The sequence below is a fragment of the Myxococcus sp. CA051A genome (genome assembly GCF_013336705.1).
In the GTDB taxonomy this organism is placed as follows: domain Bacteria; phylum Myxococcota; class Myxococcia; order Myxococcales; family Myxococcaceae; genus Myxococcus; species Myxococcus llanfairpwllgwyngyllgogerychwyrndrobwllllantysiliogogogochensis.
The window spans coordinates 529,877-553,936 of the sequence record NZ_JABUMS010000007.1 but is presented as its reverse complement, the minus strand read 5'-3'; the positions used below and the strand labels follow the sequence as shown (position 1 = coordinate 553,936).

Here is a 24,060-nt window from a genome sequence, read left to right as displayed (position 1 = left end):
CCCTGCGCACGGCGCGGACGTCCTCACGCCTCCGTACTCCTGCTTGCGAGCCGGTCCGGACACCGTGTCGCGCACGGTGTCCGTGTCCCGACTCACGAGCGCCCCGTGACAGGGCACCCGTCACTTCACTTCAGAACGGGATGTTGTCGTCATCGCTCGGCGGCGGAACGTCATCCTGGTAGCCGCCACCTCCACGGCTGCCGTAGCCGTCCCCGCCCCCACGATTGCCGTAGCCCTCGTTGCCACCACCACCGCCACCACCCTGCTGCCGGGCCATCTCCGCCTCGATGGCGCTCAGCAACTGGCGCTCCTTGTCGTGCCAGCGCGACTTGCTCGGGTCGTTCAGCGAGCGGCGCGCGCCGTTCGCATAGAACTCGAGGTCCTGCATGCTCGCGCCCGCGACCGGCGCGCCCTTGCTGCGGCCGTAGTTCGGGAAGACCATTCCGTCCCCGCCGCCACCACCGCCGCCACTGGGCGCCGCCGCGCGACGAGGCGCCGCCGACGCCGCATCCGGCGTTCCGCCGATGGACAGCTCGCCCATCCTCAGCGTGAAGCCTTCTTCATTCTTGAACGCCGTGCCGACTCGCACCTGTTCCACTCGCCCATCAGGGCGCCGCACCGCCACGGTGACTGGATAGCCTTGCTCACTCATGGCGCCCGAATCCCATCACGGGACCCTTACTGTCAACGGGAGCGCGCGCCCCGCTGTCCGCCATCCACACGCCCGCCTGGACGACGCTCTCCCGCCCTGAAGAAACAGGGGCTTCCCGGGGTGTTCGGCACACGCCGGCTCGCAGGGCAGGAGCGCGACACACCCATTCGCGTCCTCTCCCTTGCACCCGAGCACATCGCCTCACAGGGCGGCTCGCGGCTCAGGACGTCGGTGGGCCTGTCGGGCGTCGTGCTTGCGAGCACGCCTCCGCTCGGGCTGGGGGTGGACCGCCTCAGAACACGGCCGCGTCGCATGGACGGACGCGACCCGCGCGGCCTCGGCTCCGCTTGAGCCTGGGTGGACGCCTCAGGGCACGGCCGCGTCACATGGACGGACGCGAGCCATGCGGCCTCGCCTCCGCTTGAGCCTGGGGTGGACGCATCAGGACACAACCGCGTCGTCTGGACGGACGCGAGCCATGCAGCCTCGCCTCCATTCGGGGCGGGAGTGGACTGACTCAGGACACAGCCGCATCGCATGGACGGGCGCGACCCGCGTGGCCTTGGCTCCGTCATTCATTGTGGAACAGGCCCCACGGACCGGAAAAACTCACGGCCTGGATACACGCCTCGCGCAGCGGCCCTCCTCAGGGACACTCGAACGGGGCGGCGGGCTCCCTCACTTCAGGAGCCCACCTCGAATGGACAGCGAGTGGAGCGCGAGCCTTCCGCGACTCCGCTCAGCTACGCCATCCTGCCCTTCTTGCCACGCGCCGCCGTCTTGGACCGGGACGCGCCACGCTTCGCGGCCACCGGCTGGGACTCCTGCAGCGCCTTGCTCGCCGCACGACCGCGCGGCAGCTTCACGTCCTGCACCGACTGCGGCCGGGCGTCATCCACCCACGCCGTCGGACGACGGTCCGTGCGCATCAGCAACCGCAGCTTCTGGTAGTGCGCCGAGCAATACCCCTTCGAACGGCTGGGGCGCTTGCACCCGATGATGGCGCACGAACGCGAGCCATCCGCCGTCTTCGCTCCACGCGCCACCGCAACCGGCGCCTTCGCCGCCGCAGCTCGCGTCGCCACCAACGGCAACTCCACCTGCGCCGTGGGACGACGTCCCGGCTTGCCACGCTTCACCGCCGGCGCCGGCAACACCGCCGCCTGCCGCGTCGTCGCCGCGGGACGCACTCCCGCCAGCGCACCCAACCGGCTGGTCAGCGGCGCCAGGCGGAACGTCACTGAACGCAGCATGTCCAGGGCCTCAAGGCCCTCCTCCAACCGATTCACCGCCTGCTGCAAAGGCACTAGCTGGGACTGCAGCTCGCGCCGGAACATCTCTCCAAGCTCGTTCGCAATGGACATGTGACGGGAGGATATACGCCGTCCTGGGTTATCGGCGGGAAATCCGCTGCACGACGCGCGCCAACGGTCATCCCCCGAGCGATTTTCAGCCCCAACCCCCTCCCCAGGGTCCTGCTCCGAGCAGAAGTCTCAGACCCGGGGGCCATCCTGAAACAGACGTATCAGCCTGGAACATGAGGCGACGGCACCGTCTCCACCACCGGCTTGGGCATCACCGAGGCCTGGGTCTCCACCGTCACGGGGCGCTCGGACAGCAGGGCGGTCGCCGTCGGGCACGAGCGCACCATCGAGGAGAGCGCCCACACAAACAACACCGTGACGACGAACGGGTGACCCACGACGGATGCCTCCAAGCACTCGGATTCCCACCAAGAACGCGACCCACCGCATTCCTTGGCCTTGCTGGGATACGAACGAGAATAGGTAAAGGGTCTGACGTGCCCCGGAGGGAGGGACAGCGGCCCGCCGAGCAGCCCCCTCCCAGGGATGGACCCGAGCCCCCGCGGCGACGTCGTGGATGTTAAAGGAGCCGGGACATGACTCCGGCCCCTCCTTCCGTCCGCTTCCGAGGCACCGATTCCTACCTGACCCACGAGGGCCTCCAGGCCGCCGTCAACTGTGCCCTCACCCTCCAGCGCCCCCTGCTGGTGAAGGGCGAGCCGGGCACCGGCAAGACGCTGCTGGCGGAGGCCATCGCCCAGGCCCTGGGCCACAAGCTGCTCACCTGGCACGTGAAGAGCACCACCCGCGCGCAGGACGGCCTGTACGTCTACGACACCGTGCAGCGCCTGTATGACTCGCGCTTCGGCGACGGCGACGTGCGAGACATCCGCCGATACATCCGCATGGGCCCCCTGGGCGAGGCGTTCTCCGCCCCCGAGCGCGTCGTGTTGCTCATCGACGAGGTCGACAAGGCGGACCTCGAGTTCCCCAACGACCTGCTCCACGAGTTGGACCGGATGCGCTTCCGCGTCACCGAGACGAACGACGAGGTGGCCGCGAAACACCGCCCCATCGTCGTGATTACGTCCAACAACGAGAAGGAGCTGCCGGACGCGTTCCTGCGCCGCTGCGTGTTCCACTTCATCGACTTCCCCGACGCGGAGCTGATGCGCCGCATCGTCGACGTGCACCACCCGGGGCTCGACGCCGCGCTCACCGACCAGGTCCTCAAGGTCTTCTACGAGCTGCGCGGCTTCACCCGCCTGCGCAAGCGCCCCTCCACCAGCGAGCTCATCGACTGGATTGCCGTGCTCAAGGCCCAGGGCATCAACGACTTGAAGCTGGACGAGAACCTGCCGTTCCTCGGCGCCCTGCTGAAGAAGGAGCAGGACCTGGTCTCCGTGGCCGAGGCCTTCGGACGCGGTCGGCGCTCACGGGCCTGAGCCATGTTCCTGCCATTCTTCTACGAGCTGCGGCGACGGGGCGTGAAGGTGGGCGCGCAGGAGGCGCTCGCCCTGGCGGGAGCCCTGAAGGCGGGCCTCCATGACAGCAGCCTCGACGGCTTCTACCACGTGGCGCGCGCGCTCCTGGTCCACTCGGAGACGCAGCTCGACTCGTTCGACCAGGCGTTCCTCTCCCACTTCCAGGGCGTGGAGACCGCGGGCCTGGAGCTGACGCAGGAGCTGATGTCCTGGCTGGAGGAGGCGCGCGAGCGGCCCCAGCTGACGCCCGAGGAGATGGCGCTCCTGGAGGCGCTGGACCCCGAGGAGATTCGTCGCCTGTTCGAGGAGCGCCTTCGCGAACAGAAGGAACGCCACGACGGCGGCAACCGGTGGATTGGCACCGGCGGCACGTCACCGTTCGGCAACAACGGCTTCTCGCGCGGCGGCATGCGCGTGGGGGGCAAGGCCGGCGGCAAGCAGGGCATGGCGATGATGCAGGCGGGGGCACGCAAGTACGCGGGGTATCGCGACGACCTGGTGCTCGACACGCGGCAGATGGCCGTGGCGCTGCGCAAGCTGCGCGCGTTCGCTCGAGACGGAGCGCCGGACGAGCTGGACATCGACGAGAGCATCTCCGCCACCGCTCGCAACGCGGGGGAGCTGGAGGTGGTGACGCGGCCTCCGCGCAGGCCCAACACCCGCGTGGTGCTGGCCATGGACGTGGGCGGCTCCATGGACCCTTACGCCGCGGTGATGAGCCGGCTGTTCTCCGTCGCGAGCCAGGCCACGCACTTCAAGGAATTGCGAACGTATTACTTTCACAACTGCGTCTACGGAAAGCTCTACGCCACGCCCCAGCTCACCGGCGGCATGACGGTGCCGGAGCTGGTGGCGCAGGTGGGACGGCACCACAAGCTCGTCCTGGTGGGCGATGCGTCCATGGCGCCGTACGAGCTGGCCATCCGCACGGACGCCGAGGGGCGCTACAAGGCGGACGGACAGGAAGGGCTGACGTGGCTGATGCAGCTGGCCCAGCACTTCGAGCGCAACGTGTGGCTCAACCCGGAGCCGATGGGCTCCTGGCGCTCGGGCTCCATCGCGATGATTGCCCAGGTGTTCCCCATGTTCTCCCTCACCGTGGAGGGACTGGGTGAGGCGGTGGCCCACCTGACTCGCGGACGCACCGTGAAGGGCGCGGCGGCGCGGCGCTGAAGTCGCTCGCCTCCCCCCTCCGGGGCGGGGAATTCCCGGGGCCCGTGGACTGAAGGACTGCGGGCGGCCAGGGGCGCTCGTTTCGTGCGGCGCCCCGGCGTCAGTTACGGCATGGTGCGCCGCGCGTGAGCCCGGAGCACGAGGACCTTATGACGACCGACAATCAGCAGGACGTGCTGAGCATCAACACCATCCGCACCCTGGCCATGGATGCGGTACAGCAAGCCCACTCGGGCCACCCGGGGGCGCCCATGTCCCTGGCCCCCGTCGCCTACCAGCTCTGGCAGCAAGAGCTCCGGTATGACCCGTCCCACCCCATCTGGCCGGACCGCGACAGGTTCATCCTCTCCAACGGCCACGCGTCCATGCTGCTGTACGCGCTGCTCCACCTGGCCGGCGTCAAGCGCGTCACCCGCGACTACAAGGTCGAGGACGCCCTCAGCGTCTCGCTCGAGGACATCCAGAAGTTCCGCCAGCTGGACTCCGCCACCCCCGGCCACCCCGAGTACCGGTGGACCAGCGGGGTGGAGACCACCACGGGTCCCCTGGGCCAGGGCGTGGCCAACAGCGTGGGCATGGCCATCGCCAGCCGCTGGCTCGCCGGCCACTTCAACAAGCCCGGCTTCGAGATGTTCTCCCATGACGTCTACGCCATCTGCGGCGACGGCGACCTCATGGAAGGCGTCGCGTCCGAGGCCGCGTCCATCGCCGGCCACCTCCAGCTGCCCAACCTCTGCTGGCTCTACGACTCCAACCACATCTCCATCGACGGCAGCACCGACCTGGCCTTCACCGAGGACGTGGGCCGCCGCTTCGAGGGCTACGGCTGGCGCGTGCTGCGCGTGCCGGACGCCAACGATTTGACCGTCCTGGGCGAGGCCCTCCACACCTTCAAGACGCTGCGGGGCAAGCCCACCCTCATCATCGTCACCACCCAGATTGCCTACGGCGCCCCCAAGCTCCAGGGGTCGTCCAAGGCTCACGGCGAGCCGCTCGGCGACGAGGAAATCAAGGGCACCAAGCGCAACTACGGCTGGCCCGAGGACGCCAAGTTCCTGGTCCCCGAGGGCGTGCGCGAGCGCTTCCAGGACCGCATGGGCGCCCGCGGCAAGAAGCTGCGCGAGGCGTGGGATGCGCGCTTCGTCGAGTACCAGAAGCAGTTCCCCGAGCTGGCCGACGAGCTGACGCGCATGCAGCGCCGTGAAGCCCCCAAGGGCTGGGACTCCGAGCTGCCGACGTTCCCCACCGACGCCAAGGGCATGGCCACCCGCGAGTCCAGCGGCAAGGTGCTCAACGCCGTCGCGAAGCACTACCCGTGGCTGGTGGGCGGCTCGGCAGACCTCAACCCGTCCACGAAGACGTACATCACCGGCTCCGAGTCCATGAAGCCCGGCGAGCACGCCGGCCGCAACATCCACTTCGGCGTGCGCGAGCACGCGATGGGCTCCATCGTCAACGGCCTGTGCCTGAGCAAGGTGCGCGGCTACGGCGCCACGTTCCTCATCTTCAGTGAGTACGAGCGCCCCGCCATCCGCCTGTCCTCGCTGATGGAGCTGCCCGCGCTGCACATCTTCACGCACGACTCCATCGGCCTGGGCGAGGACGGCCCCACGCACCAGCCCGTGGAGCAGCTCGCCAGCCTGCGCGCCATCCCCGGCCTCATCGTGCTGCGTCCCGCCGACGCCAACGAAGTCGTCGAGGCGTGGCGGGTCATCGGCCAGCAGAAGAGCCACCCCGTCGTCCTCGTCCTCACCCGCCAGGCCGTGCCCACCGTGGACCGCACCAAGTACGGCGCGGCGTCTGGTGTCGCCAAGGGCGGCTACGTGCTGGCGGACGCGGAGGGCGGCAAGCCGGAGGTGGTGCTCATCGGCACCGGCAGCGAGGTGTCCCTGTGCCTGGACGCCCACGACAAGCTCACGGCCGAGGGCATCAAGTCCCGCGTCGTCAGCCTGCCCTCGTGGGAGCTGTTCGAGAGCCAGTCCCAGGAGTACCGCGACAGCGTGCTGCCTCCCACCGTGCGCGCGCGCGTCGCGGTGGAGAAGGGCGCGGCGTTCGGCTGGGAGCGCTGGGTCGGCTTCGAGGGCGGCATCGTCGCCATGCGCAGCTTCGGCGCGTCCGCCCCCATCAAGGCGCTCCAGCAGAAGTTCGGCTTCACCGTCGACAACGTGGTGAAGGTGGCCAAGGACACGCTGGCCAAGGCCAAGGCGTAGTCACCGTCACCCGCGCGCCCGACGCGCGACGCTGAAAAAGACGAGGGCCCCGGACCATCCCCCAACGGTCCGGGGCCCTTCTTGCTTCAGTCCTCGCCACTGTCCTTCCAAAAGAAAGGGACTCGGGCCATCCCCCAACAGCCCGAGCACCCGATGCCCCTCTTGAAGAGAGGCTCCGCATCAAGAAAAGGCCCCCGACTCATCCCCCAACAAATCGGGGAGCCCGAACAGCCACTCCCGTTGCCGCACGAGAGCCGCGTTGCTCAAATCATCGTGGGTTCACGGGAGCCCCTTGCCCGACTCGAAGCCCCCCGGCTCCGGTCGCTCCCACGTCCCACCCAAAAGTCCGCACCCCTTCGCCCCCCGTCCCCGCCTCACCCCGGTGCGGTCGTCGTGCCACGGTGCCGCTGACTCCCTGACTTCATTGCATCGTGCATGCCGAGCCTCGGTACACGCACTCGCGCCGCGGCTCCCGGCGCCATCCCCTCCACCCGCCCGGACACCCCAGGCCTCTTTCTCGGACCGAGGCCTGGCTTGTGCTTCGTCAGGTCCAGGTGGTGGAGCGCTCTTCCGTCCACCTGGACCCTTGGAGGTTTGAATCAGGCGGTGATGAAGCGCGGGGGCGGGCGCACCACGCTGAGCTGCTCCATCTCCTTCACCATCTTCTGGAAGTCGGAGTTCGCGATACCCGTCTCGCCCTTGGCCAGCGACTGGGTGGCGTACTTCTCGTAGGTGTCCACCACCTTGCGCGCGTCCGGGCTGAGGCGGTCGTAGTTCTGGCGCGCCCACTTCTGGAGGTCCGCGTACTCCAGCCCGGCGGCCTGGCCGTCGAGGTCACCGGCGCCCTTGCTGATGGCGTTGGTCAGGTCCTTGGCGGAGATCTTCCCGTTCTTCCCATCCAGCGTCTCCAGCGCGGTGCGCATGGACGCGTCGTGGAAGGTCTTGTGCTGCGAGGCGTCCTTCACCATCGCGTCGAAGCCCGGCTTGTCCAGGCCCTTGGGGCCCGCCGTCTTCGAGTGCTTCTCGTACGTCTCCATCACCTTCTGCGCCTCGGGCGTCAGCCGGTCCTGGTTCTTCGCCGCCCACTTCTGGAACTCGGCCAGCTCCTTGGTGGAGTTGCCGTCCGCGTCGCCCGCGCCCTGCTTGATGGCGCCGAGCAGGTCCTCACCGGAGATGGGCCCGTTCTCCTTGTCCAGCTTCGCCAGCGAGTCGCGAGCGCTCACGTCGCCCACGCTCTTGAAGTCCTTCATCATCTTGGACCACTCGGTGGAGCTCAGGTCCTTGTCGCCCGTGGCCATCGCCTTGGTCGCGTGCTTCTCGAACTTGCCCATCACTTCCTTGGCCTCGGGCGACAGCTTGTCGCCGTTCTTCTTGGCCCAGTCCTGGAAGGCCTTCAGCTCGTCCGCGGTGTTGTTGTCCGCGTCCTTCGTGCCGCTGCGGATGGCCTTCGCCATGTCATCGCCGGAGATGGGCTTGGGCAGCTTGTCCAGGCCCGCGAGCGCCTTCTCCGCGCCCTTGTCGCCCACGCCCTTCATGTCATTGATCATCTTCCGCCAGTCGCCGTCCTGGTGGCCGTTGGCCTTCCTTTCCGCGGCGAACTTGGAGAAGCGGTCCATCACCTGCTTCGCCTCGGGCGTGAGGCGGTCCTGGTTCTTCTCCGCCCACTCCGCGAACGCGCGGTACTCGCCCTTCGCCGCCTGGCCGTCGTGGTCACCCGTGCCGCGCTGAATGGCCTTGGTGAGCTGGTCCGCGGTGATGGGGCCCTTCGTCTGGTCCAGCTTGTTCGTCTCGCTCAGCGCGCCCAGGTCCAGCGGGCTCCACTCGTTCGGCAGCGGCTTGGACGGGAAGCACCCACCCTTGTCGAAGCTGTCGCCACCCGGACGGCCCGCCTGCTGGTGCGGCGTGTGGTGCTTCATCATGTGGCGCAGGTCCTTCAGCAGCTGGTGCTCCTTGACCAGCGCGCGCTCCAGCTTGCCCTCCAGCTTCTCGAGCTTCGACTCGGTGCGAGCCAGGGTCTTCTGAGCGGAGTTGAAGGAGGTGGCGACGGACATTTGGTTTCTCCGAAGTAAGTCGTTGTGAGCACCCCTATTGCTCGCGGCGTGCCACACATCTCCTCCGGTTACCCACCTTCACTTCCGGCCTATATTCAAGGGGTTAGGCGACAACAGCCCCTCCACGAGGGGTGGTGACAACTGTCACCACCGATGACAGTCGTCACCAGGGGGAAGGCCCCCCAGGTGGTGACCACAGTCACCGGATCCCCCGAAGTGGTGACTGGAGTCACCGGATCCGCTTGCTCGCGGCTCGACGCGGCGCGCGCGCCGGCGAGGCCAGGGCCTTGCGCACGCGCTGCTTGCCCTGAGGCCGCTCGGCCACGAGCTCGAACCCCTGTTTTTCAAAGAACGGCACCGTGCCCGTGTACGCGGACGCATTGGATGTACGCGCGGACCCCTTGGGAGGTTTCACGGGATATCCCTCCACGGTGCGCGCGCCCCGCTGACGCATCACGTCCAGCGCGGCCTTCAGCAGCACCGTGGCGACGCCCTGGCCCCGGAAGTCCTTGTGGATGAAGAAGCAGGGCACGGACCAGACGTCGTCCGCGTCGTCACACCGGAGGCTCGGTGCGCGGTCCAGGCGCGGGAAGCTCCGGCGCGGCCCCAGCGTGAGCCAGCCCACGGGGTGTCCGTCCACGAAGGCCAGCAGGCCCTGGGCCTTGCCCTCGTCCACCAGCGCCTTCATCCGCTGCTTCGCGGGCGCGCCCTTCACGTCAGCGAAGCGCTCGCCTTCTTCCAGCCGCCAGAACATGCACCAGCAGCCCGCGCATGCGCCGTTCTTCCCGAACAGCGTCTCGAGCGCCGGCCACAGCTTCGGCGTCAGCTCCTGAATCTCGATGTCGAGGGACATGCGCGAGAAGGTAGTGGGCGCGAAGGCTCGCGGCACCCCTTCGTTACAGGCCGCCTCTCAGCTCCGTGTCACTCCACAGCGCGCCCTCACGCTCGCGCAGCAGGAACGTGAGCCGGCCCTGATGGAAGCCTCGCACCGGGGCCGCGGGGTCCGGGAAGCCCGCCGGCAGGCGCCAGTCCGGAGGCAGCGTGCCGCTCAGGGGGATGGACCGCTCGCGACGCAGCTCGCCCACCTCCAGGTCCGTGAGGGGACGCACCCGCGCCCAGGGCAGCAGCGCCCGGCCCTGTGAGCCCACGCGTGTCCCGGGCGCAGGGTCGCTCCACGGGCCTATCGCCGTGCGCCGCAGCGTGGACAGGTGCGCGCCACAACCGAGCGCACGCCCCACGTCCCTCGCGAGTGAGCGGACGTAGTAGCCCCCTCGACAGGTCAGCGTCAGGCGACTGGTGCGCGGCAGCTCGTGCGAGAGCCACCGGGCCGAGTGCAGGTACACGCGAGAGGGCGGCAGCTCCACCACCTCGCCCCGGTGGGCCTTGCGATACGCGGGCTCTCCTCCCACCTTCTTCGCGCTCGTGGCCGGCGGCACCTGCTCGTGCCAGCCCACGAAGGGCGCGAGCGCGGCGTCGAGCAACCCGGGCGTCAGTCGAGCCACGTCCCCCTGGAGCACGGGCTTGCCGTGCAGGTCTCCCGTGTCCGTCTCCGTGCCCCAGACCACGTCCGCTTCGTACGTCTTGGGCACCGCGTGCAGCAGCTCGAACAGCCGCGTCGTCTGCCCCACCAGCACCAGGAGCAGCCCTTCCGCGAACGGGTCCAACGTCCCACCGTGGCATATCGGCAGGCGCTTGCCCGGCACGGCCCGCGCCTCCTCCAGGAAGGACTGCACCACCGAGAAGCTCGTGGGCCCCACCGGCTTGTGCACACTGTAGAGGCCCGGCGTCATGCGGGCTCCCGATGGAGAACACGCGTCATGGACTCCGCGACGTGCTCAACCACCCCGGTCCTCTTCTTCCTCTTCTTCTTCCTCGACGAAGTCGGAGGAATCGCCATCCAGGGCTCCCTCCACCTGCGTGGCTCCGTCCCGCTTCACCAGATACACAGGCGAACAGCGTGAGGCCTGCGCCACCGTGCGCGCCAGGGGCTCCGCGTGCGTCGTCACCCAGACCTGGCTGTCCCTCGCCGCCCTCAGCACGAGCCGCCCCAGGGGCTCCAACAGGTCCGGATGCAGGCTCGTCTCCGGCTCGTTCAACGCGAGGAACGGCGGAGGGCGCGGACTCAAGAGCGCCGCCAGCAAGCAGAGGTAGCGCAACGTTCCATCGGACAGCTCGGTCGCGGCCATGGGCCGGCTCAACCCCGGCATGTGCATGAACAGACTGAAGCGCCCTTCACTGGACTGGACCTCCAGCCGAGCTCCCGGGAACGCATCGTCGATGCCCTGCTCCAGACCGCGCGTGTCCCCAATCTGGAGGATGGTCAGCAGCGCCGCCGCCAGGTCCGCGCCGTCATGCGCCAGCACCGGCGTCCTCACGCCCACGCGCGGATGCCGCATGGCCGCGTCCGGGTCCGTGCGGAAGTGGTGATAGAAGCGCCACGCGGAGAACGTGCGCTGCACCTCCGACAAGCGCGGGAAACGGTGTGGCTCGCCCAACTGGTCCAGCACCGACTCCGAGTTCCAGAGCTGCGTGGGAAACGTCACCCGCTTCCCGTCGGCGTCCCGCATGAAGGCCGTGCGGTCCTTGCGCTCCATCAGCACCACCTTGCGCCCCCCGGACCAGGCCCACAGGTGCTCCGACTTCACCTCCGGGTCCAGCTTGAAGGGGTCCGTGGAGCGCGGGAGGTTGGGGACGATGCCGCAGCTCAGCTCGTACGCCAGCTCGCCCATCTCCACCTGCACCGTCAGCCGCACCGGCTGCTTCGCGCCCCGCGAACCCGCCCACAACACGCTCGGCGTGCCGCCCTCTTCCGCCAGGGTTCGCGCGAGCCTCCCCTCCGACGCCGCCACCAACAGGTACAGCGCGCGGTACAGGTTCGTCTTGCCACTGCCGTTGGCTCCGACAATGACATTCACCGGGCCCAGCTCCAGGGAGAGCTGACGCACCGAGCGGTATCCGGAAATCCGCAAGCGCTGGATGGGCATCGAGCACCCCACCCTAGCTCGCCCACCTCCCACCGCAACGGTGCTCTGGTGGTCCGTCACACTCGCGACGGACCGGGCACTCCACCCGAGGGAGCACACCACGTGGACACGTGCCCCTCGGGTCCTTCAGCCGGCGCGACGACTACCGACGACGCAGCAGCTTCTCGTAGCTCCGGCTCAGCTTGCCCGCGGTGACAGCGGGCACGTGCACCGGCGCATCCGCCCATTCGGCCAGCCGCTCGAAGTAGAAGGTGCGCTGCGGCTCGGGCAGCGCGGTCAGCGTCCCGTAGAAGCCGATGCCCGCCGGGTCCACGATGCGGTACGAGTCATTCCTGGAGCTCACGCCGAAGGCCGAGGCACTCCACGGGCTCAGCGCGCCGTCGACGATGAGCACGCGCCGGGCGTGCAGCCGCGTCCACAGCTCCAGCTTGAGCAGCGGCACCGGGTTGTAGACCTTCACCACGCCCGCGGGAGGCAGCGCCGTGGGCACCTGCCCGCCCGGGTAGCGCAGCAGCGGACGCAGCTCCAACTCCGGGAACAGCGGCGCGCCCAGCTCCGTGGCGCACTGGTAGCTCTCCGGCTCAATCGCGCTGTACAGCGACTGGTCTGAGAAGGTGTACGCGGGGCCCGCCACCAGGTCCACGAAGGCGAACAGCTCCTCGGCCGACACCGTGGGCTCCGGAATCGTGTCGCAGTCGTACGGTGCCAGCCCCATGTACTCCCAGAAGTTGAACGGCAGCCGCACCACGCTGAACTCAAACGCCTTGTCCACGCCCAGCGTCTCGAAGGTGAAGCCCCACTCCACCTGCGCCGCCAGCAGCGGCGTCAGCTCCTCGCGCCGCTCCAGCGCCGCCCGCTGCACCGCCTTCAACCTGTCGCGGCACGTCGCGTCGCCCACGGTGGCCAGGAAGTGCGGCGTGCGGACATCCTGCAACCCCAGGCTGTGCCGCTCCGCGTAGGGAATCGTTGCCTCCACGTCGTTCGGAAAGAAGTAGCGGTGAAGGAGGGCCGCCGTGCCGCCCCGGAACACCCCCGTGGACAGCCAGCGCGCGCCGTAAATCGTCTTGAAGACCTCCACCACGCGGTGCGCGTCCGCCGCGGACTGCCAGACATCCAGGAGCTTCCAGTCACGCGAGGCCGGCGTCGACGTGCCGTAGAAGCGGTGCTCCACCGTCACCTGGTTGCCCTTCAAGAGGTCCACCGGCTCCGCGGCGATGGGCTCCGCGAAGATTTCCGCGCCCTCCGTGTCGATGACCATCGGCGCCGTCACCGAGCGGTGGAACAGCGTCATGCGCTGAAGGAACTTCTCCCCCTCCGGATGGCGGTGGTCCGCGGGTTGCTCGAAGTCGAGCGTGAAGAAGCGAAAGTCATCAATCTGCTCGTCCCCCAGAATCGTGACGCCCGGGAGCGCCTCCAGCCGCGCGCGGATGTCATCGTCGATGGCTCGCGCCTCCGACAGCGTCTCTCCCGAAGGCGCGCCGTCGCGTCCCGCCTCCGACGTGTCGCCACAGGCCGCCAGCAGCGATACCGCCAGCGCCCCCACCACGCCTCGAAACCGATACGTCACTCCCCACATGTCCCGCTCCTCTCGATGAACAACGTCACTCGGGTTCAGTCAGGAACCAGCCCGGACATTCTCACAATTCGAGAATTATAGGCTACCCATGAAAATACACTCCGGGTGTGGAGCACCGAAGGACCTCGGGAGAGGTCCTCCGGCGGGACGGCGTGGCTACGGGGCGGGTGGCGTCTCCGGACGGCCCAGGATGAGGCCGCACGAGGGGGGCACGGCGAAGCCATTCCTGGCGGAGTCGACGGCATTCGTCGCGTTGGAGCCCAGGCCGATGGCGGCGAACGCGTTCCACATCCGGCAGACATCTTCCCCACCATGCAGGGTGGTGGCGGCGCTGATGATGCCGTCGCGTGTCTGGAGGAAGGTGGGGTTGCAGGCGGTGCGCTTCAGACCCTCGGTGAAGTACAGCAGCATGCGCTGGTTCCCCGCGTTGCCCGTGGCGTCGTAGAGGTCCGTGCTGAAGCCCCACTGCGTCACCAGCGCCCAGTACACCTCCCACAGCGCCTGGGCGAACACGGAGCCCACGCCGTGCGGGACGGTCATCGTGTTGATGCTCTCGAAGGTCCAGGTGTTGACGAGCGCGGACGTGCTGTAGCGCTGGGTGCGAAGGCCCGGGCCGGTGATGGCCTGGTTCAGCACGTACGTCCCGATGCCACGTCCCTGGGGGCCAGTGTCCGACGCGCGCGCGGTGTAGACGAGCGCCAGGAAGTCGCTGAGGCCCTCGCCCGGCTGCTGCCGGTTGGTCAGGCACGACACGTTGCTGGGGCCGCCGACGAGGCGGTTGGAGATGCCGTGGCCGTACTCGTGGACGATGACGCCGCTGTCCAGGTCGCCATCCTTGTCCGGCGTGGGCGCCGTCCAGAGGTACATCTGCATGCGCGGGCGGAAGCCATCCGGAGGCGTGAGGAAGTTGGCGTTGTCGACGCCACCACTGTCCTGCGCCTCGGCGCGCACGTCGTCATTGCCGAGCCCGCCTCGGGCATGGTTGTTGACCTGGAAGTTGCCGGCCAGCTCGTCGAAGCCGTACTGGTACTGCACGTCGTGGACGAGGTTGTTCCAGTAGAAGAGGTTGGCGACCGCGGCGGCGAAGTACGTGCTCGGCGCGCCCGTCAGGTTGATGGCGAAGTCGCACGCCAGCCCGGCGCCGCAGTTCGGGTCGCTCGCGGGCGGCTGGCCATTGTTGTCCCGGTCCTCGTAGGCGTGGACGTTGTTGCCGCGGGGGGCGAGGAACTCGGCGCCCGTGACTCCGTTGGTGTCATGCCAGCCGAAGGGCGAGGCCAGCGAGTGGGCGGGGTTGGTGACGAGCGTGCGCCCATCCGCGGGAGGAACCGGCGTGACGTGGTGCGGGCTCTCGGCGGGCCTCGGGTACACGCGGTACGAATCCCCCGCCACCCAGTCGAAGCGCGTCCAGACCTCGCCCGTGCCCGCGTCCACCGTCAAGTCAAAGGCGTGCCGGGCATCCAGCGTGTGGACCTGGAAGCGCCAGACCAGACGCGACTCTCCACGACGCAGCGGCAGCACCGCCAGCGACGCGTCGATGGGCTCGCTCGACAGCCCCCGCGCCTCCACGCGAGTGCGCCGCGTGGGACCGGGCTCGGCCTTCAGCTCGCGGGGCGCCGCGAATCCCTGGAGGCCCAGGTGCCGCGCCGCGCTCGCCACCGCGTCGGCCGCGCCAATCCGAGGCTCCACGCTGGAGAGCGTGGACTCCAGCGCGGGCTGGAAGTCGCTATGCACCGCGAGCACGCGCCCTTCCCGGTCCACGTTGACCTGGAGCTGCGCGTTGTAGACGGGCAGGTCCCGGTATCGCTGTCGCAGATACAAATGCGTGGCACCACTGAGGCGTGAGTAGACGCGGTCGGTCACCTCCAGGTTGGCCAGGTCGGACAGCTCCAGGCCCAGGGCCTCGCGATGTCGTTGGACGAAGTCCAGGCCCACCGCCAGCGCGTCTCCGCTCGCGGGACCCGAGAGCGCGCCCACCAGGTTGATGAGCGAGCGCACCCGCCCGTTGGACGCATCCACCTCCACGCGCAGCTCCGGCACGGACTGGCGCAGCGCCGCTTCCGCCGCCTGCTGCGTCGGCGCGAAGGTGAAGCGCATCCGGGCGTTGTAGGAGAGGCGCGCGTCGTGGTGCCGCTCTCCCTGGGGCTCCGGCACCACGGCCAGGGCGAGGGGGGACAGCAGCGCCCCCGTGAGAGCTACCGCGTGGAAGAGGCAGCGTCGGGCGTGTCTTGGGGACATGTCGTGCTCCTGCGTCACGGACCACCCCGGGATGGGGCGTCACGCGGAACAAGGACACGGCCCGTCGACCTGACTCAACAGGGGGACCGGGCGAGACCATCGACTTCCGAGCGCGCGCTACGGCTCAATCGCCGCTGAGGTCGCTCCATTGGTCATCACGCGTCTCGGGTTTGCCCTTGGGGCGGAGGTGCGCGAAGGACAGTGTCATCTCCACGGCGAACTCGCGCTTCTCCGGCGGCTTGCCCAGGTAGATGTACTTGGTGCGGTTCGTGATGCAGGCATCCAACATCTTCACGGAGGTCACGGGGGTCACCTTCCCCTTGACGCCCTCCCCGTTCGCGTCGAACCGCGCCCGCAGCCGGAAAATCCGGGGGATGCCGCCGTCGCGGAGGATGGCCTCCCTGCCGCAGTAGTCGTAGTCGCGCAGGTGCTTGCTCAGCATGACCGCGCCCCACGCCTCATTCGTCTTGGGCAGCGGCGGGCGCTTGATGGGCTTCTCCACCATGGGCGGCAGCGGGGGCTGCGTCACGATGGGCGGGGGCTCCGGGGGCCGCGGAATGGGGGGCGGGGTGACCGTGGGAGGCGGCGGCCTGGGCCGCTCCGTCACGCGCGCGGGAATGGGCTCCGTCGCATACACCAGGAACGCCACGCCCACCCCGCCGAGCAACATGAAGACCGAGAAGATGCCCGCCACGACCATCGCGGCGTGATTCCGTTTGGCCGCCTCCTGCTGCGCGGAGGGGACTTCCTTCCACCCTGGCTGAAGGGGGATGCCGGTGGGTTTGGTCCTCTCCGCGCCGCAGTGGGTGCAGAGAGGCTCGCGCTCCACCGCCTTGAGGAAGGGGGCGCCACAGTTCAGACATTTCGGACGGGGTCTGGCCACGGTCCGGAGTCTAGTCGCTCCGCCGACACCTGGGGCGACGATATGCGCTCAAGTGGGCAAAAGTAGGCTTCACCGGGGCGCGCCCAGGGTCCGGAGGAAGAACAGACCCACGTCGTCCTGGTAGTAGCGACCCGCGGCCCCCTGCGGGGAGTGCGGCTCGCCGGGCATGATGAGCAGTTCGAAGTGCTTGCCCGCCCGGATGAGCGCGTCCGCCATCCGCATCGTCACGGAGAGCGTGGCATTCACATCGCTGGTGCCGTGCATCAATCTCAGGTGGCCCTTCAGCTTGCCCGCGAGCGGGAGGTTGTCACCCACCGCGTAGCCCTGGGGATTGGCGCTCGGCAGGTTGAGGTAGGGCTCGTTGATGATGGCCTCTTCCGTCAGCGCCCCCGGTGCCGCGGCATACCCCGCCTTGAAGAAGTCCGGCGCCGTCAGCATGCCGCGCAGCGCGAAGTAGCCACCCCAGGAGTGGCCGTAGAGGCCCACCCGCTCCAGGTCCATCCACGGACGCGTGGACGCGGCCTGCTTCAACCCCGTCACGTAGTCGGGAATCTCCGTCTGGCCCACGCAGCCATAGTTCGCGTCCTGGAAGGCCTTGCTCCGCCCAGGTCCTCCGCGAGGGTCCACCAGCACCGTGACGAAGCCGAGCTGCGCCAGGCCGCTGGCGGTCAACGACATCGAGTTTCCGATGTAGCTCCATGGCAACAGATTGAAGAATGGGCCGCCGTAGATATAGGCGAGCACCGGGTAGCGCTTCGCGGGGTCGAAGTCGCGCGGCTTGTAGAGCACGCCCTGCAGGGGCGTGACGCCGTCGGCGGCCTTGACGATGAACGGCTCCGGGCGCACGTCACCGAGGGCCTCGAGTTCACTCGCGTCCGCCGTGGTGAGGCGCACGCGCTTGCCACCCTCCATGGACACCAGCTCCCGCAGCCGGGGCTGCGCGCGGGAGGACCACGCGTCCACGTAGTGCTGGCCCGAGGGCGACAGCGTGATTCGGTGCATCCCCGAGCCCGAGGACAGCCGCTTCAATGCGCCACCCTTCAGGCTGCCCCGGTAGAAGAGCTGCTCGTATGGCGCGCCGCTTTCGGCCGAGGCCAGCACGTAGAGGGCGTCCCCCTGTTGCGCCACGCCCACCACTTCATGCACGGGGAAAGCGCCGCGCGTGAGCTGCCGCAGGAGCTTCCCCGCGCGGTCATACGCATACACATGTCGCCAGCCATCGCGCTCCGACATCCAGAGGTAGCCACGTCCTCCCGGCAGCGCCGTCACCTGCTTCGCCCAGCCGCCCACCGCGAAGTCCAGGCCAGCGACGAAGGTCTCCGGACGCTCCTCGCGCAGCACGTGCCGACGCTGTCCGGTCCCCGGTGTCACCGCGGTGAGGTCCAGGCGCTTCGCGTCACGAGAGAGGTGGAGGCACAGCGCCTCCGTGCCCTCGGGGTTCCAGCCCGCGAAAAAGTCATACGTCTCGCCCTCTACGGGAGGAATGCGCGTCACGCGGCCCGTGGCCACCTCCACGACATGCAGCTCCGAGCGCGGCAGCGGCGTCCCCGTCTTCGCGTACGGCACCGTCGTCACCTTCTCCAGCGCGTCCGAGTAGTCCACCACGGGCACCTGATGCACGGCGCGCAGGTCGTCGCGCCACACCACCAGGAAGCGTCCATCCGGCGACCAGGGGCGCTCAGCAATCCGCCAGTCCAGGCGCTCCTCTCCCGCGCGCTCCACCACGGTGGCACCGTCCGCGCCCAGCACCGCGAAGCCGCCCTTGCGCTGCACCGCGAGCGCTCCTCCGCGCGGCGCGAGGAAGTGGTCCGGAGACAGCGTCAGCGCGGCCCGGTCCTCCGGCGACAGCAACGTGACGCGGCCACCTGTCAGCCCCAGGCCGAAGGTCTTCCCCTCCAGCCGGAAGACAATGCCCTGCTCATCCGGAGCGAGCGCGACGTCGAAGAAGCGAGGCGCCGTGACGGGCTTGCCCAGCAACGCCGAGAGCTGCTCGCGCAGCTGCTCACCCGACAGGAGCGGCTTCAGCTCCCCCGTCTTCGCGTGCGCCAGCACCCACGTCCCGCCGTCCTTCCCCTCGCGGGACCAGAAGACCAGGCGGTCTTGGTCACGCAGCCACCTGGGCGGGACGAGGCTGTCGCGCAGGAGCTCCACCCGACGGTTGAACTGGTTCGCCAGGTCCAGCTTCGCCTGGACCGTCGCATCCGGCGTGGGTCCGGATGCGTCAGCGGAAGGTGACTCACCGTCGAGCGCCAGGACGGGAGCCCCCGTCAACGCCGTGAGCAGCAGACCCAGGGGAACGCAGGGGAATCGCATGCACCGATGGTAGGAAACGGCATTCTTCACCACCAATATATCTTTCGAGGCGCATTGAGACGGTTAACGTCTCGATATGGAATTCCGTCAGCTCCAGCTCTTCGTCGCGGTGGCGGAGGAGCTGCACTTCGGACGCGCCGCCGCGCGCATCGGCATGGCCCAGCCGCCGTTCAGTCAGCAGATTCGCCGGCTGGAGACCGAGCTAGGGGTCGAGCTGCTCACGCGCACCAGCCGCCGCGTGGCCCTCACCGCCGCCGGAGTTCGACTGCTGGAGGAGGCGCGAGCGCTGCTGGCCCGACGGGGAGATGTCATCCACTCCGTGCAGCAGGCGGCGAGCGGAGAGACGGGCACGCTGCGCGTCGGCTTCGCCGCGTCGTCGTCCTTCGGCGTCCTGCCGGACATCGTGCTGCGCTTCCGCACGCGCTTCCCGAAAGTGAAGTTGGAGCTGGATGACAGCGCGACCCTGAACGTCGGCGCCGCGCTCACCTCCGGGGAGCTGGACATCGCCATCATCCGGGCGCCCTTCCGTCACGAGGGGCTCACCGTCGAGCGCCTGCTCCGGGAGCGCTTCGTGCTCGCGCTGCCAGCACGGCACCCTCGCGCCCGTCAGCAAGTCATCGCGCTGTCCTCGCTGGCGAGCGAACCCTTCGTGCTGTTCCCCCGCCACTCCGCGCCCGGCATGCATGACCTGGTGACGAGCATGTGCCTGGCCGCGGGCTTCTCTCCGAACATCCTCCAGGAAGCCAGCTCGTGGCCTTCCGTCGTCGGCATGGTGGAGGCGGGGCTGGGACTGACCATCGCTCCCGCGTCCTCCCAGGCCCTGTGCCCCAAGGGCGTCGTGTTCCGCCCCCTGAGCGGCGCTCCCGGCCACGCGGAGCTGGTGGTGGCCTTCCCCGGGCCTCGGCCCTCACCCGCCGCTCAGCACTTCCGCGTCCTCGCGCATGAAGCGGTGTCCCGCTCGGGCAGGGGCGCCTCGGACTGAAGCGGGGTTTGGGCCCCGCGGCCGTGGCTCCCCGCTCAGGACGGTGTGGGCTTCTTGCTCCGTCGCGCCTTCGTGCTCGCGGGTGGCTCCGAGTCGTTCGCCGCCACCTGCGGCCCCAGGTTGAACCAGAAGGGACAGAGCAACGGTGGCGCTCCTCCTGCTTCCGGCGGTGTCGACACCTCGCGCGGCCCTCGCCAGAGCGGACGCACTTCGCCACCCCGTCTGCTTCGTCTCGCTCGCGTCGCCATCAGCGGCACCGTCCACTGCACCGCCACCACGAATCCCCCATCCCGTTGAAGCGTGGGCACGACAATGCGCCTCGGGGAGCGGGCCTGAAGCGGCTCGCTCCCGACGATTCCCTCATCGGCGTCGGCATGCGCACGAACTACCGAGATGACAGTTTCCTGTCAATTCAAACGGGCAACAAAATAGAGAACACCCGTTCAGCGCACTCCTGCCTCCATTCGCCTCCTCCATGCGGCAGGTGTCACACCGTGCACGCGGCGAAAGAGGCGGATGAAGTGCGTGACATCCGCGTAGCCCACACGGTCCGCGACGATGTCCACCCGCTCGTCCGTGTGACGCAGGCGGCTGCGCGCCTCGGCCATCCTGCACTCGAGAATCCACTCCCCCACCGAGCGCCCCGCCTCCTGCCGCACCACGGCGGCGACGTGCGGCGCCGAGCGCCCCAGCTCCCGCGCCACCTTCGCGAGCGACAGCGGCTCCAGGCAGTGGGTCTCGATGTACGTCAGGGCCCGGCGACTCAGGCCCATCGAGGAGGACTCCGGCACGACGTCGGGGAACGCCATCCGCTCCAGCTCCACCAGCACCAGCCGGAGCAGCGAGAGGCTGGCCTCGTCACTGCCCCGCTCCTGTCGCGTCTGCTCCTCCTCCATCAGCCGCATCCACCGCAACAGGCGCCGACGCTGCACGGGCGTGGGCCGCAGCACCGGGTGACAGCCGCCGCGCACGCGCAGCAGCGGCCCCAGCCGTGACGCGCGCTCCTCCGCGTCCGAGGACAGCGCCTCCGGATAGAAGCCGAGCCCCATGCACTCCGCATCCGAGTGCTCGCGGCCATGCGCGTCTCCGGGCGGAATGAGGTGCACGTCCCCAGCGCGCAGCACCAGGTCGCCCGCGTGCCGCACCTTCGTCTCCCCGCGCAGCACCAGCATCACCACGGCGTACGAGTGCACCGTGGAGTGGGCCCGCGAGTGCTGCGCGGTCAGGGGCCGCTGCGGGCCTACCCAGGTGAGACGCCGCTTCTCCTCGAAGTCCCGTTGGATTGCGGGCCACGCGTGGCTGTGTCCTTCGATGGGTGCGGGGGCCATGGGGCCTTCGTAGCGCGGGGCTCGACCCGGCGTCACTTCGCGTGGCCCGCGCCCAGCGCCTCCATGTTGAGCTGGTGGTTCATCACGTAGGCGGACTGCGCACCGGCCGCCGCCGCTATCAGCGCGCCCTGCAAGCGCGTGGTGAGGTCTCCCGCCGCGGAGATGCCGGGCACGGAGGTCTGCTGCATCGGGTCCACCTTCACGAAGCCCATTTCGTCCAGCGCGAGCCCCAGCCCCTCCACCAGCGCCACATGCCGCTGCGGCGGTCGGGTGAAGATGTACTCCTGCCGCACGCGCGTCCCGTCCTCCAGCTCCACCGCCTCCAGCGCGTTCCCATCCGCGGACGCGATGAGGCGCCGCACCCGTCCCTCCACCAGTCGCACCTCGGCCCGCTGAAGCTGCGCGCGCCGCTCGGCCGACACCTGGAAGCCCCCCAGGGTGTACAGCGTGACGTCCGCCGACCAGCCCTTCAGGAAGAGGGCGAAGTCCAGGTACAGCTCCGCCTCGGGCCCCGCGAACACGCCCCAGGCCTTGTCCTGGATTTCCCAGCCGTGGCAGTAGGGACACTGGAAGACGGCCTTGCCCCACAGCTCGCGGTAGCCCGGCAGGTCCGGCAGCACGTCCACCATGCCCGTGGCCAGCAGCACGCGGCGGGACTCCACGACGACTCCGCCCTCCAGCGTCACGCGGAAGCGCGCGTCACCCAGGCGCTCGATGCCGCTCACCCGCACGTCGCGAATGTCGACATCGTAGGGACGCAACTGCTCCCGACCGATGGCGCGGAACTCCCAGGGGGGCGTGCCGTCGCGGGTGACGAAGCCCTGGATGTGCTCGGCCGCCGCGTTGCGGGGCGAACCCGCGTCGCACAGCAGCACCTTCTTGCGGCCACGGCCCAGCACCAGCGCGGCGCTCAGGCCCGCGGGGCCGCCGCCCACAATCACCACGTCCTTCGCGAGAATGTCGTTCATGGTGAAGAACTAAACGCCGGCGATTCCTCGCGGGAGAGCGGGGCTTCGGGCGGAATCGGCGCATCGGCGGGTGGGGGCAGCGGACCCGGGCGAGCAGGCGGACGCTCGACGAGGACGACCGGCCAGGTATGGCGCCCTTTGAGCAGGTGGGAACAGTCGGCACATGCCACGGGACGTGCGCCGTTGACCAAAAGTGCGAAGGGTCGGCTTCCCGAAGGGGAAGCAGCGTTCCTACACTGCGAGTCAGGGGCCTCAAGGCCGGAGTGCGGCTCCCCACCCAGGAGGTATGCGATGCAGCCCGCGCGTCTCGCGTTGACGGTCCTGCTCGCCTGCGCTGCGTCCGGCTGTTCCTCTTTGGAGGACGCTCCGTGGGACGGACGCTACACACCGCTCGAGGAGCGGGGCGACTGGATGGACTCAGGCCCCTTGTCCGTCTGTCACGTGCTGGAGGGTGCCGACGCGGCCTGTGGCAGCCTGGAGTCGTTCGACTTGTCCGGCTGCAAACGTCGCTCGCTGGAGGCCCTGGAGCGCGAGGGGGTGTACCGCAGCGAACTGCGCTTCGACGCGCGGGGCACGCAGGCGGCTCGGGCCGCCCCTTTCGGCGGAGGCTTCAAGCTGAGCTCCACGGGCGTCCCCGAGCAGGTCCTCGGAGCCACCGCCGTGGCCGGAGTGTGGGACGCGCGGACGTTCCTCATCTCCAGCCAGTCCCCGGACGGACTGTTCACCTTCGCGGGCTGCAACGCGGTGGGCCCGCGCGCGCTGACGGGCTGCTTCTCGCGGTGTCGCGATGGCGTGTTGGTGGAGTCGGGGACCTTCCGCGCCGAGCGCGTGGCGCGCTTCAAGGGAGAGCACGAGGTCTCCGGCGGACTGAAGCTGGTCTCCGAGCGCTGGGTGGACCTGGGCATGCCCGTGGACGTGCAGGTCATCGGTGAGCATGCCTATGTCGTCTCTCAGAAGCGGGAGGGACAGCGTGGGGGGCTCACCGTCTTCGACGTGAGCCAACCCGAGGCGCCGGTGCGCGTGGCGCGGATGAGCCTTCCGGAGGACTCGGACTGGCGGGGCGCGACGTTCAAGGGCGGGGTGCTCTATGTCGCGAGCGCGAGCTCGGGCGTGGTGGTGCTCGATATCTCCCAGCCCTCCGCGCCGGTGTTCGTGCGCAGGGTGCCGGAGAAGCCTGTCAGCGTCGGGTTGGTGAGCGTGGATGGGGACAGGTTGTACGCGGTGGGGACGGAGCCCTCCGCGGGCACGCTGATGTTCGACATCTCCACGCCCTCCGAGCCCCGGCTGCTCCAGCACATCGTCTCCGGCTCACGCATCGCGGAGAACCCCTCGTCGCGAGGCCCGGTGAGCTACGAGGGCCGCCTCTATGTGAACCATCTGCGTGACGGGCTGCAGGTGGTCGACGCGCGCTCGGGCGGAGGGGTCCAGTTGTTGGGGCGGTACACGTACCCGTATGCGAACAGTCGCGCGAGCGCGGTGGGCACGTTCGGCGGGCGCATCGTGGCGTTCGAGAGCAGCCTGGGCGTGGGGGCGCGGCTGCGCGCGCTGGATGTCAGCGAGCCGCGCAACATCGTGAAGATTGGCGAGTATGGCTTGCGCGGAGTCGTGTCACCGCGGGCGCTGGAGCTGCGCGGCTCGCGGCTGTACGTGACGTATCACCAGGAGGGGTTGCGCGTGCTGGACGTGAGCAATCCCACACAGCCGCGCGAGGTGGCGTACTTCAACAGCTTCCGCGAGACGGACCCGGGACGCGGGGACGCGCTGGAAGAGGGCGCCACGGGGCTCCAGGTGCCCGGAGATGGCTATGTGTATGTCGTGGATACGTCCCGTGGATTGCTGGTGCTGACCGAGCCGCCTCAGTAGACACAGCACGCATCTCTCGTAGGTCCACCATGCCGAATCCGTCTCGATACTTCA

19 protein-coding genes are annotated in these 24,060 nt (G+C 69.1%); 5 read left to right on the top strand and 14 right to left on the bottom strand.

Annotated features, from left to right (window positions below):
* Positions 1–130: 130 nt before the first annotated feature.
* From HUA74_RS22970 to HUA74_RS22960, 3 genes are all read right to left on the bottom strand, one after another.
* Positions 131–652, bottom strand: coding sequence for a hypothetical protein (locus HUA74_RS22970; protein ID WP_174456220.1), 522 nt, complete (start codon positions 650–652; stop codon positions 131–133).
* Between the two features lie 743 nt (positions 653–1,395).
* Positions 1,396–2,016 carry a vegetative protein gene (locus HUA74_RS22965; RefSeq protein ID WP_174456219.1) on the bottom strand — a complete coding sequence of 207 codons (621 nt, stop codon included), beginning with the start codon at positions 2,014–2,016 and terminating at the stop codon, positions 1,396–1,398.
* A 161-nt stretch (positions 2,017–2,177) separates the two neighbouring features.
* Positions 2,178–2,354, bottom strand: coding sequence for a hypothetical protein (locus tag HUA74_RS22960; protein WP_174456218.1), 177 nt, complete (start codon positions 2,352–2,354; stop codon positions 2,178–2,180).
* A 198-nt stretch (positions 2,355–2,552) separates the two neighbouring features.
* Between HUA74_RS22960 and HUA74_RS22955 the strand changes: the two genes are divergently transcribed.
* The 3 genes from HUA74_RS22955 (at position 2,553) to tkt (ending at position 6,823) form a co-directional block, all read left to right on the top strand.
* A complete protein-coding gene (locus tag HUA74_RS22955) occupies positions 2,553–3,401 on the top strand; it encodes a MoxR family ATPase (RefSeq protein WP_141647660.1) in 849 nt (282 codons plus the stop codon).
* 3 nt (positions 3,402–3,404) lie between these two features.
* On the top strand, positions 3,405–4,613 hold the full coding sequence (locus tag HUA74_RS22950; protein ID WP_174456217.1) for a VWA domain-containing protein: 1,209 nt from the start codon (positions 3,405–3,407) through the stop codon (positions 4,611–4,613).
* A 149-nt stretch (positions 4,614–4,762) separates the two neighbouring features.
* Positions 4,763–6,823, top strand: coding sequence for a transketolase (tkt, locus tag HUA74_RS22945; RefSeq protein WP_174456216.1), 2,061 nt, complete (start codon positions 4,763–4,765; stop codon positions 6,821–6,823).
* A 599-nt stretch (positions 6,824–7,422) separates the two neighbouring features.
* Here tkt and HUA74_RS22940 read toward each other — a convergent pair.
* The 8 genes from HUA74_RS22940 to HUA74_RS22905 form a co-directional block, all read right to left on the bottom strand.
* Entirely contained in the window at positions 7,423–8,874 is a 1,452-nt protein-coding gene (locus HUA74_RS22940; RefSeq protein ID WP_174456215.1) for a hypothetical protein, read from the bottom strand.
* Between the two features lie 229 nt (positions 8,875–9,103).
* Positions 9,104–9,727: a GNAT family N-acetyltransferase gene (locus HUA74_RS22935; protein ID WP_141648926.1), complete on the bottom strand. Its 624-nt coding sequence runs from the start codon at positions 9,725–9,727 to the stop codon at positions 9,104–9,106.
* Positions 9,728–9,770: 43 nt separating this feature from the next.
* Positions 9,771–10,664 (bottom strand): tRNA pseudouridine(55) synthase TruB, encoded by an 894-nt coding sequence (gene truB / locus HUA74_RS22930; RefSeq protein ID WP_174456214.1) that lies wholly within the window; start codon positions 10,662–10,664, stop codon positions 9,771–9,773.
* A 45-nt stretch (positions 10,665–10,709) separates the two neighbouring features.
* Positions 10,710–11,858, bottom strand: coding sequence for an AAA family ATPase (locus HUA74_RS22925; protein ID WP_174456213.1), 1,149 nt, complete (start codon positions 11,856–11,858; stop codon positions 10,710–10,712).
* Between the two features lie 142 nt (positions 11,859–12,000).
* On the bottom strand, positions 12,001–13,434 hold the full coding sequence (locus tag HUA74_RS22920; RefSeq protein WP_174456212.1) for a S28 family serine protease: 1,434 nt from the start codon (positions 13,432–13,434) through the stop codon (positions 12,001–12,003).
* 156 nt (positions 13,435–13,590) lie between these two features.
* Entirely contained in the window at positions 13,591–15,669 is a 2,079-nt protein-coding gene (locus HUA74_RS22915; protein ID WP_174456211.1) for a M36 family metallopeptidase, read from the bottom strand.
* Positions 15,670–15,793: 124 nt separating this feature from the next.
* Positions 15,794–16,552, bottom strand: a complete 759-nt coding sequence (locus HUA74_RS22910) for a hypothetical protein (protein WP_174456210.1) — start codon at positions 16,550–16,552, stop codon at positions 15,794–15,796.
* A gap of 69 nt (positions 16,553–16,621) precedes the next feature.
* Positions 16,622–18,865: a DPP IV N-terminal domain-containing protein gene (locus HUA74_RS22905; RefSeq protein ID WP_174456209.1), complete on the bottom strand. Its 2,244-nt coding sequence runs from the start codon at positions 18,863–18,865 to the stop codon at positions 16,622–16,624.
* A gap of 76 nt (positions 18,866–18,941) precedes the next feature.
* On the opposite strand from HUA74_RS22905, the gene HUA74_RS22900 reads away from it, so the two are divergent.
* Positions 18,942–19,847, top strand: coding sequence for a LysR family transcriptional regulator (locus HUA74_RS22900; RefSeq protein WP_174456208.1), 906 nt, complete (start codon positions 18,942–18,944; stop codon positions 19,845–19,847).
* 35 nt (positions 19,848–19,882) lie between these two features.
* On the opposite strand, the gene HUA74_RS22895 is transcribed toward HUA74_RS22900, so the two are convergent.
* From HUA74_RS22895 to HUA74_RS22885, 3 genes are all read right to left on the bottom strand, one after another.
* Positions 19,883–20,155: a hypothetical protein gene (locus tag HUA74_RS22895; protein WP_141647901.1), complete on the bottom strand. Its 273-nt coding sequence runs from the start codon at positions 20,153–20,155 to the stop codon at positions 19,883–19,885.
* Positions 20,156–20,290: 135 nt separating this feature from the next.
* Positions 20,291–21,175: an AraC family transcriptional regulator gene (locus tag HUA74_RS22890; protein ID WP_174456207.1), complete on the bottom strand. Its 885-nt coding sequence runs from the start codon at positions 21,173–21,175 to the stop codon at positions 20,291–20,293.
* A gap of 32 nt (positions 21,176–21,207) precedes the next feature.
* Complete coding sequence (locus tag HUA74_RS22885) at positions 21,208–22,143, bottom strand: NAD(P)/FAD-dependent oxidoreductase (protein ID WP_174456206.1); 936 nt, start codon at positions 22,141–22,143, stop codon at positions 21,208–21,210.
* A 291-nt stretch (positions 22,144–22,434) separates the two neighbouring features.
* On the opposite strand from HUA74_RS22885, the gene HUA74_RS22880 reads away from it, so the two are divergent.
* Positions 22,435–24,006, top strand: coding sequence for an LVIVD repeat-containing protein (locus HUA74_RS22880; RefSeq protein WP_174456205.1), 1,572 nt, complete (start codon positions 22,435–22,437; stop codon positions 24,004–24,006).
* Positions 24,007–24,060: the final 54 nt, after the last annotated feature.

Coding starts and splice junctions, on each gene's coding strand:
- HUA74_RS22970 (WP_174456220.1), bottom strand. CDS start 652: ATGAGTGAGCAAGGCTATCCAGTCACCGTGGCGGTGCGGCGCCCTGAT.
- HUA74_RS22965 (WP_174456219.1), bottom strand. CDS start 2,016: ATGTCCATTGCGAACGAGCTTGGAGAGATGTTCCGGCGCGAGCTGCAG.
- HUA74_RS22955 (WP_141647660.1), top strand. CDS start 2,553: ATGACTCCGGCCCCTCCTTCCGTCCGCTTCCGAGGCACCGATTCCTAC.
- HUA74_RS22950 (WP_174456217.1), top strand. CDS start 3,405: ATGTTCCTGCCATTCTTCTACGAGCTGCGGCGACGGGGCGTGAAGGTG.
- tkt (WP_174456216.1), top strand. CDS start 4,763: ATGACGACCGACAATCAGCAGGACGTGCTGAGCATCAACACCATCCGC.
- HUA74_RS22940 (WP_174456215.1), bottom strand. CDS start 8,874: ATGTCCGTCGCCACCTCCTTCAACTCCGCTCAGAAGACCCTGGCTCGC.
- HUA74_RS22935 (WP_141648926.1), bottom strand. CDS start 9,727: ATGTCCCTCGACATCGAGATTCAGGAGCTGACGCCGAAGCTGTGGCCG.
- truB (WP_174456214.1), bottom strand. CDS start 10,664: ATGACGCCGGGCCTCTACAGTGTGCACAAGCCGGTGGGGCCCACGAGC.
- HUA74_RS22925 (WP_174456213.1), bottom strand. CDS start 11,858: ATGCCCATCCAGCGCTTGCGGATTTCCGGATACCGCTCGGTGCGTCAG.
- HUA74_RS22920 (WP_174456212.1), bottom strand. CDS start 13,434: ATGTGGGGAGTGACGTATCGGTTTCGAGGCGTGGTGGGGGCGCTGGCG.
- HUA74_RS22915 (WP_174456211.1), bottom strand. CDS start 15,669: ATGTCCCCAAGACACGCCCGACGCTGCCTCTTCCACGCGGTAGCTCTC.
- HUA74_RS22905 (WP_174456209.1), bottom strand. CDS start 18,865: ATGCGATTCCCCTGCGTTCCCCTGGGTCTGCTGCTCACGGCGTTGACG.
- HUA74_RS22900 (WP_174456208.1), top strand. CDS start 18,942: ATGGAATTCCGTCAGCTCCAGCTCTTCGTCGCGGTGGCGGAGGAGCTG.
- HUA74_RS22890 (WP_174456207.1), bottom strand. CDS start 21,175: ATGGCCCCCGCACCCATCGAAGGACACAGCCACGCGTGGCCCGCAATC.
- HUA74_RS22885 (WP_174456206.1), bottom strand. CDS start 22,143: ATGAACGACATTCTCGCGAAGGACGTGGTGATTGTGGGCGGCGGCCCC.
- HUA74_RS22880 (WP_174456205.1), top strand. CDS start 22,435: ATGCAGCCCGCGCGTCTCGCGTTGACGGTCCTGCTCGCCTGCGCTGCG.